This window comes from Bordetella genomosp. 9, assembly GCF_002261425.1.
GTDB lineage: Bacteria > Pseudomonadota > Gammaproteobacteria > Burkholderiales > Burkholderiaceae_B > Bordetella_C.
The window spans coordinates 177,281-191,532 of the sequence record NZ_NEVJ01000001.1 but is presented as its reverse complement, the minus strand read 5'-3'; the positions used below and the strand labels follow the sequence as shown (position 1 = coordinate 191,532).

Sequence of the window (14,252 nt, the reverse complement as noted above, 5' to 3'; positions counted from 1 at the left end):
GAACGCGCACAATACGCGCTTTCCATCCAACCGCGGAACGCTGCCATGCCTATCGCCTTGTGGGCGCTTGCCGCCGGTGCCTTCGGCATCGGGACCACCGAATTCGTCATCATGGGGCTGTTGCCCGAACTCTCGGCCGACCTGCACGTCGGCCTGTCGACGGCCGGGCTGCTGGTGACCGGCTACGCGCTGGGCGTGTTCGTCGGCGCGCCCATCGTGACGCCGCTGATGTCCAGGCTGCAGCGCAAGACCGTGCTGCTGGGCCTGATGCTGCTGTTCACCGTGGGCAACCTGGCCTGTGCGCTGGCGCCGAACTACGGCATGCTGATGGCGGCGCGCGTGTTGACGTCGTTCGCGCACGGCGCTTTCTTCGGCATCGGATCGGTGGTGGCCACCGGGCTGGTGTCGGCGGACAAGAAGGCATCGGCGATCGCCTTGATGTTCACCGGCCTGACGCTGGCCAACGTCATGGGCGTGCCCCTGGGCACCTGGCTGGGACAGCATTTCGGCTGGCGCAGCACCTTCTGGGCGGTGACCGCCGTGGGCATCGTCGCCATGGCCGCCATCGCGCTGCTGGTGCCGCGCAGCCGCGACGACCAGCAGGCCCATTTCGGGCAGGAGCTGCGCACGCTGGTGCAGCCCCAGGTGCTGCTGGGATTCCTGATGACGGTGCTGGGTTTCGGCGGCGTGTTCGCGGCCTTCACCTACATCGCTCCCATCCTGACGCAGCTGGCGGGCTTTTCCGACAAGGCCGTGTCGCCCATCCTGCTGCTGTTCGGCGTCGGGCTGGTCATCGGCAACACGCTGGGCGGAAAGTTCGCCGATCGGCGGCTGATGCCCACGCTGGTCGGCACGCTGCTGATCCTGGCGGTGCTGCAAGCGGTCTTCACCTTCACCGCCCACGCCCAGGTGGCGGCGGCGATCACGGTGGGATTGCTGGGCGCCGCGGGCTTCGCGACCGTGCCGCCCCTGCAGATGCGGGTGTTGGAAAAAGCCGCGGCCGCGCCGAACCTGGCGTCGGCCTTCAACATCGCGGCATTCAACCTGGGCAATGCCGCCGGTGCCTGGGTCGGCGGCCTGACGATAGACCACGGGCCGGGCCTGGCGGCCCTGCCCTGGGTCGCCAGCCTGATGACGGCGGCCGGCTTGCTGGTGGCATTGTTCAGTTGGCGGCTGGATCGCCGCGAAGCGCGGCCCGCCGCCGGGCCGGCCTCGGAATGCGCGTGATGGCGGCGGGCTGACGCCCCGCCATCAACGCCGTTTCAGCTGGCTCAGGTCACGCACCGCGCCGCGATCGGCGGAAGTGGCCAGCGCGGCATAGGCCTGCAGCGCAGTCGAAACCACGCGCTGGCGTTCGCCCGGCTGCCATGCCTTGTCGCCGCGGGCCTCCATTTCCTGGCGGCGCGCGGCCAGCTCGGCGGCGCCGACTTCCAGGTGGATGCGGCGGTTGGGGATGTCGATCTGGATCGCATCGCCATCGCGCACCAGGCCGATCGTGCCGCCTTCGGCGGCTTCCGGCGATGCATGGCCGATCACCAGCCCCGACGATCCGCCGGAGAACCGGCCATCGGTGAACAGCGCGCAGGTCTTGCCCAGGCCCTTGGACTTCAGGTAGGACGTGGGATACAGCATTTCCTGCATGCCCGGACCGCCCTTGGGGCCTTCGTAGCGGATCACCACGACGTCGCCGGCCACGACCTGGTCGCCCAGGATGGCGTCGACCGCCGCGTCCTGGCTTTCGAACACGCGCGCGCGGCCCTGGAACATCAGCTGGCTTTCATCGACGCCGGCCGTTTTCACGATGCATCCCTTTTCCGCCAGGTTGCCGTACAGCACCGCCAGCCCGCCGTCCTTGGAGTAGGCGTGGGCCAGGTCGCGGATGCCGCCGCTGCTGCGATCCAGGTCCAGCGTCAGATAGGTGGCTTCCTGGCTGAAGGCGACCTGGGTGGGCACGCCGCCGGGGGCGGCACGGTAGAACTTGCGGGCCTCTTCGCCGGCGCCGCCCGCGACGTCCCATTTTTCCAGCGCCTTGCCCAGCGTGCCGCTGTGGACGTTGCCCACCGACAGGTCCAGCAGGTTGGCGCGCGCGAGCTCGCCCAGGATGCCGATCACGCCGCCGGCGCGATGGATGTCTTCGATGTGGTATTTGTCGGTCGCGGGCGCGGCCTTGCACAGGCAGGGCGTGCGGCGGGAAATGCGGTCGATGTCTTCCATCGTGAAATCCACGCCGGCTTCCTGCACCGCCGCCAGCAGGTGCAGCACGGTGTTGGTCGATCCGCCCATGGCGACGTCCAGCGTCATGGCGTTTTCAAAGGCGGCGCGGGTGGCGATGTTGCGCGGCAGGACGGATGCGTCGTCCTGCTCGTAGTAGCGGCGGCACAGATCGACGACCAGGCGGCCGGCTTCCTCGAACAGCCCCTTGCGCCAGGCGTGCGTGGCGACGATGGTGCCGTTGCCCGGCAGGGACAGGCCCAGCGCCTCGGTCAGGCAGTTCATCGAATTGGCGGTGAACATGCCGGAACAGGAGCCGCAGGTCGGGCAGGCGCTGCGTTCGTATTCGGCCACGTCGGCGTCGGACATCTTGGGATCGGCCGCCTTGACCATGGCGTCGATCAGGTCGATCTTGGCGATGACCTTGCCGTCGGTGGGCGACGTGATCTTGCCCGCTTCCATCGGGCCGCCCGACACGAACACGACCGGGATGTTCAGGCGCATGGCGGCCATCAGCATTCCCGGGGTGATCTTGTCGCAGTTCGAGATGCACACCATGGCGTCCGCGCAATGGGCGTTGACCATGTATTCCACGGAGTCGGCGATCAATTCGCGCGAAGGCAGCGAATACAGCATGCCGTCGTGCCCCATCGCGATACCGTCGTCCACCGCGATGGTGTTGAATTCCTTGGCGATCGCGCCGGCGGCCTCGATCTGGCTGGCGACCAGCGCGCCCAGGTCGCGCAGATGCACGTGGCCGGGCACGAACTGCGTGAAGGAATTCACCACCGCGACGATGGGTTTGCCGAAATCGCCGTCCTTCATGCCGGTGGCGCGCCACAGGGCGCGGGCGCCGGCCATGTTGCGGCCGTGGGTGGATGTGCGGGAACGGTATTGCGGCATGGCGTTGTCTCGGAAAGCGCGGGGTTTTATCGGGACGGCCCGCGCCGCGTCCATGGCGCGGCTTGCCGGGGCGGACCGGGGCAAAAAGGTCCCCATCATAACGCCTGGCAGGGTACAGCCACCTGAGCAGGGATAGTCCCGATACCGCGCCATCGGCGAAAATCCGCCCGCGCGCCGCATAATGCCGAACGGCGTCGGCGGATCCCGGCCGATCGCCGGCCCGCGCCGCGGCCGCCGCGCGACCTTCCACCCACACGTACGCACCATGTCCGTTTTGCCCGACTCCAAGCTGCTCATACGCGACGCCACCGCCGACGATATGGCGGCCATCCAGGCGATCTACAGCCACCACGTGCTGCACGGCACGGCATCCTTCGAACTATCGCCCCCGGACCTGGAGGAAATGCGCCAGCGGCGCGCCGCCGTGCTGGCCCACAAGCTGCCCTACCTGGTCGCCGAGCTCGACGGCGAGGTGGCCGGCTATGCGTATGCCACGCTGTATCGGCCCCGCCCCGCCTATCGGTACACCTGCGAGGACTCCGTGTACGTCAAGCCCGGCGCGGCGGGCCACGGTATCGGCGGGCGCCTGCTGCGGGAACTGATCAAGCGCTGCGCCGCGACCGGCTGGCGCCAGATGCTGGCCATCGTGGGCGACAGCGGCAATGCCGCGTCGCTGGCGCTGCACGCTCGCTGCGGCTTCCATCCGGTCGGCACGCTGCGGTCGGTGGGCCACAAGTTCGGCGAATGGCGCGATACGGTGCTGATGCAGCGCACGCTGGGCGAAGGCGATACGACGGCGCCGGAATCGCGCTAGCGCGCCGGCGGGGGCCTCGGGCCGCAGGCGGCGGGCGGCGGGTGCCTCAGGCCGCGGGCAGCGGCGCCGCCTGGCCGCTGGTCCAGCGTTCCCAGCCGGTCTTGCGCAGCGCGCAGGCCGGGCAGGTGCCGCAGCCATAGCCCCAGGCATGGCGCGCGCCGCGCTCGCCCAGATAGCAGGTGTGGCTGTCTTCCAGGATGATGTCCACCAGTTCCTGTCCGCCCAACCGCTCGGCCAGCGCCCAGGTCTGGGCCTTGTCCAGCCACATCAGCGGCGTTTCGATGGTGACGCGCGTGCCCAGGCCCAGGGCCAGGGCCACCTGCTGCGCCTTCATCGTGTCGTCGCGGCAGTCGGGATAGCCGGAGAAATCCGTTTCGCACATGCCGCCGACCAGCACGTCCAGCTGGCGGCGATAACCCAGGGCGGCGGCGAGCGTCAGGAATAGCAGGTTGCGGCCGGGAACGAAGGTGTTGGGCAGGCCGTTGGCCTGCATTTCGATCCGCCGGTCGCTGGTCAGGGCGGTATCGCCCACCTGCCCCAGGACGGACAGGTCGAGCATGTGATCGTCGCCCAGGCGGGGCGCCCATTCGGGCCGGCGGGCGCGCAGTTCGCGCAGCACGTTCTGCCGTGCGTCCAGTTCGATCCGGTGGCGCTGGCCGTAGTCGAAGCCCACCGTTTCGACGTGGGCATAGCGTTCCAGCGCCCAGGCCAGGCAGGTGGTCGAATCCTGCCCGCCGGAAAACAGCACCAGGGCGCGGCGGTCGTGGTTTTGCATGGGGACTCCAGGTCAAGACCGCTAGGATAACCGCGGCCTCCCGGTGTCCGCCACGCGCGGTTCAGCCCGCGGCCGCCTGAGCGGCCCCGCGTCCCGCGATGCGGCCGAAGATGGCCCCCGACACCAGGCCGGTGCCGCTGGGATAGTTGAAGTAGAACAGCCCGCCCACCATTTCTCCGGCGCAATACAGGCCCGGCATGGGCTGCAGATGCACGTTCAGCACCTGGCCGCTTTCCGGATCCACGCGCAGGCCGCCGAAGGTGAAGGTGATGCCGCAGGTGGTCGCATAGGCATGGTAGGGCGGCGTGTCCAGCGCCTGCGCCCAGTTCGACTTGGGCGGTTCGATGCCCTGCGTGCACAGGCCGTCCTTGACGGTGGGATCGAAGGCCACGTCCCTGCGGATGGACGCGTTGTACGCGCGCACCGTCTCCAGGAAAGCGGCGGGGTCCACGCCGTCCAGCTTCGGCGCCAGTTCTTCCAGCGTATCGGCGGTGGCCTTGGTCATCATCTTGATCCGGTATTCCGAGCGCAGCAGTTGCGTGACCTTGGAATCGAAGACCTGCCAGGCGAACTGGCCGGGCTGCTTCAGCACCTCGCCGCCGTACTTCGCGTAGGTGAAGGAGTGGAAATCCAGCCCCTCGTCGACGAAGCGCTTGCCGTTGGCGTTGACCAGCAGGCCGAAGATATAGCTGTGCTTCTGGAATTGATCGCCGACGTTGACGTCACCGAACTCCGGCGCGTTCAGGTCCCATCCGGTGGCATGGCAGCCCGACCAGTTGCCGTAGGGCGCGGCGCCGGCATCGAGCGCCATGCGCAGGCCATCGCCCTGGTTGAAGCGCGATCCCCGCACCTTGGCAAGTTCCCAGCCGGGCCCCAGATAGCGGGCCCGCATTTCCGGATTGCCCTCGAAGCCGCCGCAGGCCAGGACCACGGCGCCGGCCTCGAATACCACGGCACGGCCTTTCCGTACCGCGTGGATGCCGCTGATACGGTCGCCGTCGGTGACCAGGGACTTGGCGCGCGTGTCGTAGTGCACGTCGATCCCGGCATTCCGGGCGGCCTTGTCCAGGAACTGCACCAGGCCCGCGCCGCCGCCGGCAACTTCGATCGGCAGGCGGCCGAAGAACTTGCGGCGGCCGTTCACCAGCGACGATTGCCTGCCGTAGTTGGGCACGAACCTGGCGCCCTTGGCGCGCAGCCACACCATGACATCCAGGCTTTGCGTGACCAGGATCTCCGACAGCGCGGGGTCGGTGCGATAGTTGGTCAGGCGGAACAGATCGTCGAAGTATTCGTCGGTGGTATTGGTGAAGAAATCGCTGGCGGCGATTTCTTCTTCCGTCAGGTCGGTGACTTTTTTCAGGTCTTCCACCGAATCGTAGGCAAAGCGCATCACGCCGCCGGCGAAGCGGCTGTTGCCGCCCGACTCGTCTTCCGACGCCGCCTCCAGCAGGGCCACGCTCACGCCCTGTTCGCGCGCGGACAGCGCCGCGCACAGCGCCGCGTTGCCCTTGCCCACCACCACCACGTCATAACGATGAATTTGCGCTTCCACTTCTCGTCCTCAGTCTAGTGCGGCGCCAGCGAGCAGCGCCATCAGCGCCTCCATGCGAGGCAGGGTTTCGATGCGTCCGATGATGTCGGCGATGGCGTCCACCGCGTCCTTGCGCAGCGCGCGTTCGGCGCAGAGCACGAACTTGGCGCGCAGCAGTTCGTCCGGCAACGGATGGGCGGAGGTACGGCCCAGGGGCTGGTCGACGCGCGATTCCAGCACCGTGCCATCGTGCAGCGTGATGCGCACCTGCCCACCGAAGTGGTTGGCGGCGGGAAAGACCGCCGGCTCGAGCGTGTCGTAGGCGGCCACGTGTATGCGGTCCAGCAAGGCGCGCACGGCCGGCTGTGTGTAGGAATCCGGCTCGAAGTCCGCGACGCCGATCCGGCCGTCCAGCAGCGCGCGGGCCAGCACGTATTGCAGGCTGAACTTGGCGTCCAGCGGACTGTCTGGCCGGGGCCGATCGGTATGCGCGAGCCGACGGCTGTGGATCCAGGCGTCGATGCGCGCCACGTTCTCCGGCCGCGGACGATGGCGGCGCGCCAGCGCCAGCATGGCGTCCAGGGCTGGGTGGGTGCTGCCGCAGCAGGGATACTGCTTGATGGCGATGCCGGGCTCGACGATGTCCAGGGGCCGCGCCCAGGCGTCCAGCGCGCGCTGCGTGTCGTAGGTGCCGGGACCGTTGAACACGTCCAGGAAGCCCTGTTTGTGCTCGAACACGCCGGCGGCGTTGGCGGTGTAGCCCAGATGGGCCAGCCGCGCCGCGTACAGGCCATTGCGCGCGCAATGGCCGACGTGCAGCGGCTTGGCCATGGTGCCGAAGTTGGCCTTGAGGCCGGACGCGAAGGAAGCCGCCAGCGCCAGCGCGGTCGCCGTGGCTTCGCCGTCCAGCCCCAGCAGCCGGGCGCATGCCGCGGCGGCGCCGAAGGTGCCCAGCGTGGCGGTGGGATGCCAACCCTTGGTGTAGTGATGGAAGTTGACCGCCAGCCCCAGCTTGCATTCGGCCTCGAAGCCCGCCACGTAGGCCAGCACGACGTCGCGTCCGCTGCGGTTCAACTGCTGGGCCAGGGGCAGCAGCGCCGACAGCACCGGCGCGGAAGGATGGCCGCCCAGGGTGTTGTTGCAGTCGTCGAAGTCCAGCGCATGCGACGCGGTGCCGTTGATCAGGGCGGCATCCAGCACGCCGGCCTGGCGGCGCGTGCCGAGCACCAGGGCGGGCCCCTGCTGCCCGTCCAGGGCCCGCGCGGCCAGGCGCGGCGCGTCCTCGTGCGCGCCCGCCAGGGTGACGCCCACGGTGTCCAGCAGGCCGACGCGGGCCCAGCGGATGGCCTCGGCGGGCAGGTCGTCGTAGTCCAGCGCCGCCACGCGCCGTCCGAGTTCGCGGGCCAGCCCGAGTGTGTCGAGCCCGCGTTCGCGCCTATCCATCGCCCGGTCCTCCTCGATCGCAGCGGGGCGGCGTGTGTTTCCGCGCCTGCCTTTGCGCCGTTCGGAGTTTAGAATACCACGGTATACTATTTTTTGAACGCGGGTCTTTGGATGGATGGGACATGGCTGAAACGGCGTTTTCCACCGCGACGGCGGCCCAGGCGCTGGCCCGGTTCGCCGCCGGAATGCGGTTCGAGGACATTCCCGAGGCGGTGCGGGAACGGGCCATGGCCTGCATCGCCGACACGCTGGGGTGCATCGTCCATGGCAGCCGCTTCCCGTGGAGCGCGGCCACGGCCGCCTACGCGCGCCGCTACGGCGGCCAAGGCCCCTGCACGGTGTTTGGGGCGCCCGGCTCAGGGGCGCCCGCCGACGGCGGCATTGCCGCCCCGTTCGCCGCCCTGGCCAACGGGGCGGCGGCGCATGCCTTCGAACAGGACAGCCTGCGCTACCCCGGCGCCGGCGTGCATCCGGGCGCCACGCTGGTCCCCGTGCTGGTCGCCATGGCCCAGGAAACCGGCGCCGGCGGCCGGCAGGCCCTGACCGCGTTCGTGGCCGGCTGCGAAGTGCTCTTCCGCATCGGCGCCGCATCGCGCCACAGCAGCGAAAAACTGGGCTTCCACGCCCCAGGCCTGACCGGCCCCTACGGCGCGGCCGTGGTCGCCGGTGTCCTGCTGGGACTGGACGGCGCCGGCCTCGCGCGGGCACTGGGCATCGCCGGCTCCCTGTCCGGCGGGCTGCTGGCCTTCACCAAATCGCGCGAAGGCGCGATGGTCAAGCGCCTGCACATGGGCCGCGCCTGCGAAGCCGGCATCCTGGCCGCGCGCCTGGCCGCCGATGGCTACAGCGGGCCGGAAACCATCCTGGAAGGCCGCTTCGGCTTCCTCGACACGTATTGCCGCGACGCCGACGCCACCCGTCTCACCGCGGACCTGGGCCGCGACTGGGAAACCCTGCGCATCTGCCTGAAGCGCTATGCCTGCCACGTCACCCCGCAAGCCGCCATGCAGACGCTGCGCGGCCTGATGGCCACGCACGGCTTCGACGGCGGCGACGTCGCCGAACTGGCGTTGGGCATGTCGGAAAAGGTCGCCAGCCATCACGATATCCGCGCCCCCGGCGACATCATGACGGCGCAGTACAGCGTGCCCTTCTGCGTCGCCCTGTCCTTGCACCGGGACCCCGAGGATCCGCGCGCCTTCGATGGAACCGCCCTGGAAGACGAGGCGATCGCGGGCCTGTGCCGCCGGATCGCGCTGGGCGCGGATCCGGATCTGCCATCCGCCTGGAGCGCCCGCATCGCGCTGACCTTGCACGACGGCCGGCGCTTCGACGCGCTGGCGAGCGACTACCTGGGAATGCCGCGGACGCCGATGCCGGCGGCGGACATACGGCGCCGCTTCCTGTTGCTGACGACGGAAACCCTGGGCGAGCGCGCCGCCGCCGATTGGTACGACGGCCTGATGCGGTTGCCGGCACTGCCGGCCTTTCCCATGCCGCGGCCCTAGCCGCGCTTCTTCATGCCGTCGGGCCATTCCGGCCGGCGTGCCTCGCCCACCAGCTTGCTGTGGCGCACGCGGGTGCGGGCATGCAGCGCGTTCTGCACATGCCGCGCCGCAACAGCGCGCGCGCCGGCTTCGTCGCGCGCCGCGATGGCTTCGTACAGCTCGCGGTGTTCCGCGACGACCTGAGCGCGCCGCTCCTCGATCACCAGCGTGGACACGTTCCGGTAGGCCGACAGCGTATCGGCGGTGATCAGCAGGAACTTCAGCAGGAACTGGTTGTGCGCGGCCCGATAGACGACGTCATGGAACGTCCGGTTGTGCTCGTACATCTGCTCGGGTTCGTCGCGTATCCCGGCCTCGTGATCGACCAGGTGCTTGAGCGTGGCGATTTCCGCCTCCGTGGCCCGCTTGGCGGCCGACGCGGCGGCCGCGCCTTCCAGCAGCTCGCGCACCGCATAGAGTTCTTGCACTGCATCATCGTCGATGGATGCGACCACCAGGCCGCGGCGCGGATGCTGCGTGAGCAGGCCTTCGTTTTCCAGGCGCCGCAGGCCTTCGCGCGCCGGCGTGCGGCTGATGCCCAGCCATTCCGCCACCTTGTACTCGGATACGCGGTCGCCGGGCTTGAGATCATTGGCCAGGATGGCTTCGCGCACCGACTCGTACGCGACGTCGCCCAGCAGCAGATTGGAGTCGTAGGGTTTTCTTGTCATGGAAGTGTTCACGCTGAGGACAGCTTGCCTTGACGGTGGCCGGCGCGCCGTGAAAGCATCGAGGATTGTAGAACCTCCCATGCTTCCGGACCGCCGATGATCTCAAAACTCGTAGAAAGCACCGCGCAGGCGCTCGCCGACATACCCGATGGCGCAACCATCCTGATCGGCGGCTTCGGGCCAGCCGGCCAGCCGGTGGAACTGATCGATGGCCTGCTGGCCCAAGGCGCCAAGGACCTGGTGATCGTCAACAACAACGCCGGCAACGGCACCACCGGGCTCGCGGCCTTGCTGGGCGCGGGACGCGTGCGCAAGATCATCTGCTCTTTTCCGCGCCAGGCCGATTCGCAGATCTTCGATGGCCTGTACCGTTCCGGCAAGATCGAACTGGAACTCGTGCCGCAGGGCACGCTGGCCGAGCGCATCCGCGCCGCCGGCGCGGGCATCGGCGGCTTCTACACGCCCACGGCCTACGGCACGCCGCTGGCCGACGGCAAGGAAACCCGCGAGCTGAACGGCAAGCACTATGTGTTCGAATTGCCGCTGCATGCCGACTACGCGCTGATCAAGGCCGAGCGCGCCGACCGCTGGGGCAACCTGACCTACCGCAAGACCGCGCGCAATTTCGGCCCCATCATGGCCAGCGCCGCCAAGGTCGCCGTGGCCCAGGTGCGTGAAATCGTCGAACTGGGCGAACTGGACCCCGAAGCCATCGTCACCCCCGGCATCTACATCAAGCGCGTCGTGTGTGTCGGCGCCGCCAAGGAGCAAGCATGACGTCGAAATTGAGCCGAGACCAGATGGCCGCCCGCGTGGCCCGCGACATTCCGGAAGGCGCCTATGTGAACCTGGGCATCGGCCTGCCGACCCTGGTGGCCAACCACCTGCCGGCCGATCGCGAAATCGTCCTGCACACCGAAAACGGCATGCTGGGCATGGGCCCGGCGCCCGCCAAGGGCCAGGAAGACTACGACCTGATCAACGCCGGCAAGCAGCCCGTCACGCAGGTGCCCGGCACATCGTTCTTCCATCATGCCGATTCCTTCGCCATGATGCGCGGCGGCCATCTCGACATCTGCGTGCTGGGCGCCTTCCAGGTCTCCGTGGACGGCGACCTGGCGAACTGGCACACCGGGGGCGCCGACGCGATCCCGGCGGTCGGCGGCGCCATGGACCTCGCCAGCGGCGCCAAGCAGGTATTCGTCATGATGGAATTGACCACGCGCGAAGGCCTCAGCAAGCTGGTGCCGCGGTGCACCTATCCCCTGACGGGCGTGCGCTGCGTGTCACGGGTCTATACCGACGTGGCGGTGTTCGAGATCCGCGCGGACGGCGTCTACGTCATCGACACCTTCGGCGACGGCGACCCGGCCACGCTCGAACGTGTCACCGGACTTCCGCTACGATTCGAGATACCGGTCGCCCGCTGATTCCCGGCGGGGACCGCCATCGCGGGAGAACAACCATGAAACGCCTGCTTGCCGCCGCCATCCTGGCCGCCTCCGCCCTGAACGCGGGGGCGCAATCGATGACGCAAGGCGTCACGATCGATAGCCTGCAAGCCGTCAAGGACACCGCCTCGGGATCCACCGTGATCCGCGGCACGGTGCATAACGACACGGGCAAGGAACTGAACCGGGTCTCGGTGACGTTCCAGCTGCAGGATTCCCAGGGCAACGTGATCGGCACGACCTCCGCGCAGACCTTCAATCTGCCGGACAAGCAAACCTGGAACCTGACGGCGACGACGCCGCTGCCGTTCTCGCGGTTCACGGCCTACGAGATCAAGGCGGAATAGCGGCCCGCCCCGGGGCTCAGGGCCGCAGCACCAGCGTGTGCGCGGCCGTCCCGGGCATGAAGGGCGATGGCGCGCCATCCACCCAGTCCTGGTGCCCGGCCAGGAAGAACGGCGACATGGGGTGCCCCGACGCGCCGCCCGGCATTTCCAGTATGCCGCGCGCCTCCTTGCCGGGCGCGACCACGAAGCGCTCGGACGCGCCGAAAGCCGGACGCTGCACGCGCGGCATATTGGTATCGCCGGGCACCGGCTGCGCCGGCGCGGCGAACCATCCGCGCAGCGCTTCCGGCAGCAGGCCCGCGAACGGATGGCCGATCGCCAGGATATTGCGCTCGCCCCACTGGGCCTGATCCAGCGATGCCCCGCGCGGCCGATTGCGCACGATGGTTTCGTCGATGGCGCCCAGCATGAACGCGCGCCAGTTGGCGTAGCGCGCCGGGACCCAGGCCTGCTCGCGCACCAGGGCGCGCATGACCGGCTCCAGGCGGGAGGATGCCCGGCCCACCGATAGCGCCGGCGCCAATTCCGGTGCGCGGGCGGACAGCCGCTCGTCCAGCCCCGCGAACCAGGCGCCATACAGGGTTTCGCGGAAATCGCGGATCAGGGTGTAGCCGGCCTGGTCGACGTCCGCGCGTCCATTCCATTGCAGCAGGATGCGCCGGAACGCGGCGCGATCCGGGTGCCGCGCCAATGCCGGCGCGTCCAGCATATCGAGCGCCAGCTGGCGCCAGAACTCCAGCCACAATCCGCGGTCGTCCAGCTGGATGGCCAGCAGCGCCTGCTCATCGTATTGGTCGCGCGCGAACAGGCCGTCGCGGATCTGGGTGGCGCGCAGGCCCACGTCGGCGCCGCCGTCGCCGATCGCGCGCTGGCGGCTGGCGTCTCCCAGCTGGGTGCTGTTGCCGGTCCATAGACGCCCGGAAAGCGGGTCCACCACGCGCGGATACTGCGACGGCGGCAGCCGGCCGGCCGGCGCCGCGGCCTTCGCCGCCTCGACCGGATAGCCGCCGGGATCGCGCGTGGCCCTGGGCAGGGGGCCAGCCAGCGTCCAGCCGATATGGCCGCCGCTATCGGCCACCAGGATGTTCTGGGTAGGCACACCGGCGGCCTGCGCCACGGCCAGGGCCTGCTCCACGTTGCGCGCGTTCTCCATGCCCATCAGGCCCAGGTCGGCGGCGTAAGGCTGGTGGGCCACCCATTCCAGGGCATAGGCCTGGTCGCCCACGGTCATTTCCGGGCCCCAGCGCGTCTCCAGCACGGGCTGGCTGACCGGCGCGCCGCCTTTGACCTGTATCGATTCGTCGTGCTCCGCGGCGGTCTCCCATTCTCCCGCGGGCCCCCGGTAGCGCCTGGCGTCCTTGGGATCGCGTTCGAGCCGTATCAGATCGATGTAATGGCCATAGCTGTTGGTGAAGCCCCAGGCGACGTCGCCATTGCTGCCGGCCACCACCACCGGCGCGCCAGGCAGGCTGACGCCGCTGATGCGGCGCGGCTCCGGCCCCTGCAGCACCAGCGTCAGCCGATACCAGATATTGGGCAGCCGCAGCCCCAGGTGCATGTCGTTGGCCACGCGCGCCACGCCATCGACGGTATGCCCGCCGGCCACGGCGAAGGCGTTGCTGCCGATCCCGGCGACGGCCGCGTCGGATTCCGATCGCCGGTCAGGGCTGGCCTGCCCGGGGCTACCCTGCCCGGGGCGGTCCTGTCCGGAACCCTCCCGGCCGCCGCCATCGCGCCCGGCGCCGTCCAGCCAATCGGGGCGCGCCCGCGGCACGCGCAAGGGCGGCGCGGCGACGTCGACGCCGTCCAGCGGCGCGTCCATGGCGCTGCCGCGCGGCGTCAGAAAGGCCAGCATATCGGCCGGCACCGCATCGCGCAGGAACCCGCGCGACAGCACGCGGTTCAACTCGCCCGACTGCAGGTCCAGGTACATGGCGTCGACCGCCAGCAGCGTGTCTTCCGGACGCCAGGGCTGCGGACGGACGCCCAGCACGCCGTATTCGAATGGCCACACCAGCAGCGCGGCCTGCGCGGCGTTGACCCCGGCCGCATAACGCTGCAGCAATTCGCGCTGGTCGGGCGGCAGCGCGGCATACGCGGCCTGGGCGCGGGCGCGGAAGCGGTGCATGCGATTGCGCTGGTCCAGCGGGATGGCATCGGCGCCCACCAGGGCGGCGACTTCGCCGGCGGCGACGCGGCGCAGCAGGTCCATCTGGAAGAAACGGTCCTGTCCATGGGCATAGCCCGTGGCGTAGGCCAGGTCCAGGCGATTGGCGGCGGTCACGGTGACGTTGCCCTGCGCGTCGCGTTCGATGGTGGCTTCGGCCGACAAGCCATCGGCGCGCAGTTTGCCGTCCAGCCGCGGCAGGCTGGCGCGCATAGCCAACCAGGCCGCCGTGCCGCCCAGGGCGGCAAGCGCCAGCACGCCCGTGCAGAGCAGCGCCAGCACGCGCCCCCAACGGCGCTTCCTGTTGTTCGATTGCATGTGCTGTTTTAACAGCCGGCCCATGACGCGTCCACCACGTCCCAGGGAAGAACCGCATCCGCGCCGGCGCA

12 protein-coding genes are annotated in these 14,252 nt (G+C 69.4%); 6 read left to right on the top strand and 6 right to left on the bottom strand.

The window, feature by feature from the left end; translation table 11 throughout:
- Positions 1-45 precede the first annotated feature (45 nt).
- On the top strand, positions 46-1,227 hold the full coding sequence (locus tag CAL26_RS00860) for an MFS transporter (RefSeq protein ID WP_094845073.1): 1,182 nt from the start codon (positions 46-48) through the stop codon (positions 1,225-1,227).
- A gap of 24 nt (positions 1,228-1,251) precedes the next feature.
- Here CAL26_RS00860 and ilvD read toward each other — a convergent pair whose 3' ends face one another.
- On the bottom strand, positions 1,252-3,114 hold the full coding sequence (gene ilvD, locus CAL26_RS00855) for a dihydroxy-acid dehydratase (protein WP_094845072.1): 1,863 nt from the start codon (positions 3,112-3,114) through the stop codon (positions 1,252-1,254).
- Between the two features lie 265 nt (positions 3,115-3,379).
- Between ilvD and CAL26_RS00850 the strand changes: the two genes are divergently transcribed.
- A complete protein-coding gene (locus CAL26_RS00850; protein ID WP_094845950.1) occupies positions 3,380-3,928 on the top strand; it encodes a GNAT family N-acetyltransferase in 549 nt (182 codons plus the stop codon).
- Positions 3,929-3,974: 46 nt separating this feature from the next.
- Here the strand turns inward: CAL26_RS00850 and queC are convergent, their stop codons facing one another.
- From queC to CAL26_RS00835, 3 genes are all read right to left on the bottom strand, one after another.
- Positions 3,975-4,703 (bottom strand): 7-cyano-7-deazaguanine synthase QueC, encoded by a 729-nt coding sequence (gene queC, locus CAL26_RS00845; RefSeq protein ID WP_094845071.1) that lies wholly within the window; start codon positions 4,701-4,703, stop codon positions 3,975-3,977.
- 61 nt (positions 4,704-4,764) lie between these two features.
- On the bottom strand, positions 4,765-6,258 hold the full coding sequence (tcuA, locus tag CAL26_RS00840; protein ID WP_218831488.1) for an FAD-dependent tricarballylate dehydrogenase TcuA: 1,494 nt from the start codon (positions 6,256-6,258) through the stop codon (positions 4,765-4,767).
- Positions 6,259-6,267: 9 nt separating this feature from the next.
- Entirely contained in the window at positions 6,268-7,680 is a 1,413-nt protein-coding gene (locus tag CAL26_RS00835; protein WP_094845070.1) for an MmgE/PrpD family protein, read from the bottom strand.
- A 122-nt stretch (positions 7,681-7,802) separates the two neighbouring features.
- Between CAL26_RS00835 and CAL26_RS00830 the strand changes: the two genes are divergently transcribed.
- A complete protein-coding gene (locus tag CAL26_RS00830) occupies positions 7,803-9,188 on the top strand; it encodes an MmgE/PrpD family protein (protein WP_094845069.1) in 1,386 nt (461 codons plus the stop codon).
- On the opposite strand, the gene CAL26_RS00825 is transcribed toward CAL26_RS00830, so the two are convergent.
- A complete protein-coding gene (locus tag CAL26_RS00825; RefSeq protein WP_179283196.1) occupies positions 9,185-9,898 on the bottom strand; it encodes a GntR family transcriptional regulator in 714 nt (237 codons plus the stop codon). The genes CAL26_RS00830 and CAL26_RS00825 overlap by 4 nt on opposite strands.
- A gap of 96 nt (positions 9,899-9,994) precedes the next feature.
- Here CAL26_RS00825 and CAL26_RS00820 point away from each other — a divergent pair, with 96 nt between their 5' ends.
- The 3 genes from CAL26_RS00820 to CAL26_RS00810 are packed head-to-tail and all read left to right on the top strand — an operon-like array spanning position 9,995 to position 11,696.
- Positions 9,995-10,675 (top strand): 3-oxoacid CoA-transferase subunit A, encoded by a 681-nt coding sequence (locus CAL26_RS00820; RefSeq protein WP_094845067.1) that lies wholly within the window; start codon positions 9,995-9,997, stop codon positions 10,673-10,675.
- The gene (locus tag CAL26_RS00815; protein WP_094845066.1) at positions 10,672-11,328 is read left to right on the top strand and encodes a 3-oxoacid CoA-transferase subunit B; all 657 of its coding nucleotides are present in this window, start codon (positions 10,672-10,674) and stop codon (positions 11,326-11,328) included. Before CAL26_RS00820 ends, CAL26_RS00815 begins: the two co-directional genes overlap by 4 nt.
- A gap of 35 nt (positions 11,329-11,363) precedes the next feature.
- A complete protein-coding gene (locus tag CAL26_RS00810; RefSeq protein WP_094845065.1) occupies positions 11,364-11,696 on the top strand; it encodes an FxLYD domain-containing protein in 333 nt (110 codons plus the stop codon).
- Positions 11,697-11,712: 16 nt separating this feature from the next.
- On the opposite strand, the gene CAL26_RS00805 is transcribed toward CAL26_RS00810, so the two are convergent.
- Positions 11,713-14,181, bottom strand: coding sequence for a penicillin acylase family protein (locus CAL26_RS00805; protein WP_094845064.1), 2,469 nt, complete (start codon positions 14,179-14,181; stop codon positions 11,713-11,715).
- Positions 14,182-14,252: the final 71 nt, after the last annotated feature.

Bases quoted from the DNA above. Each gene is read 5' to 3' on its own strand.
- ilvD (WP_094845072.1), bottom strand. From the start codon at position 3,114: ATGCCGCAATACCGTTCCCGCACATCCACCCACGGCCGCAACATGGCC.
- CAL26_RS00850 (WP_094845950.1), top strand. From the start codon at position 3,380: ATGTCCGTTTTGCCCGACTCCAAGCTGCTCATACGCGACGCCACCGCC.
- CAL26_RS00830 (WP_094845069.1), top strand. From the start codon at position 7,803: ATGGCTGAAACGGCGTTTTCCACCGCGACGGCGGCCCAGGCGCTGGCC.
- CAL26_RS00805 (WP_094845064.1), bottom strand. From the start codon at position 14,181: ATGCAATCGAACAACAGGAAGCGCCGTTGGGGGCGCGTGCTGGCGCTG.
- CAL26_RS00820 (WP_094845067.1), top strand. From the start codon at position 9,995: ATGATCTCAAAACTCGTAGAAAGCACCGCGCAGGCGCTCGCCGACATA.
- queC (WP_094845071.1), bottom strand. From the start codon at position 4,703: ATGCAAAACCACGACCGCCGCGCCCTGGTGCTGTTTTCCGGCGGGCAG.
- CAL26_RS00810 (WP_094845065.1), top strand. From the start codon at position 11,364: ATGAAACGCCTGCTTGCCGCCGCCATCCTGGCCGCCTCCGCCCTGAAC.
- CAL26_RS00825 (WP_179283196.1), bottom strand. From the start codon at position 9,898: ATGACAAGAAAACCCTACGACTCCAATCTGCTGCTGGGCGACGTCGCG.
- CAL26_RS00835 (WP_094845070.1), bottom strand. From the start codon at position 7,680: ATGGATAGGCGCGAACGCGGGCTCGACACACTCGGGCTGGCCCGCGAA.
- CAL26_RS00860 (WP_094845073.1), top strand. From the start codon at position 46: ATGCCTATCGCCTTGTGGGCGCTTGCCGCCGGTGCCTTCGGCATCGGG.
- CAL26_RS00815 (WP_094845066.1), top strand. From the start codon at position 10,672: ATGACGTCGAAATTGAGCCGAGACCAGATGGCCGCCCGCGTGGCCCGC.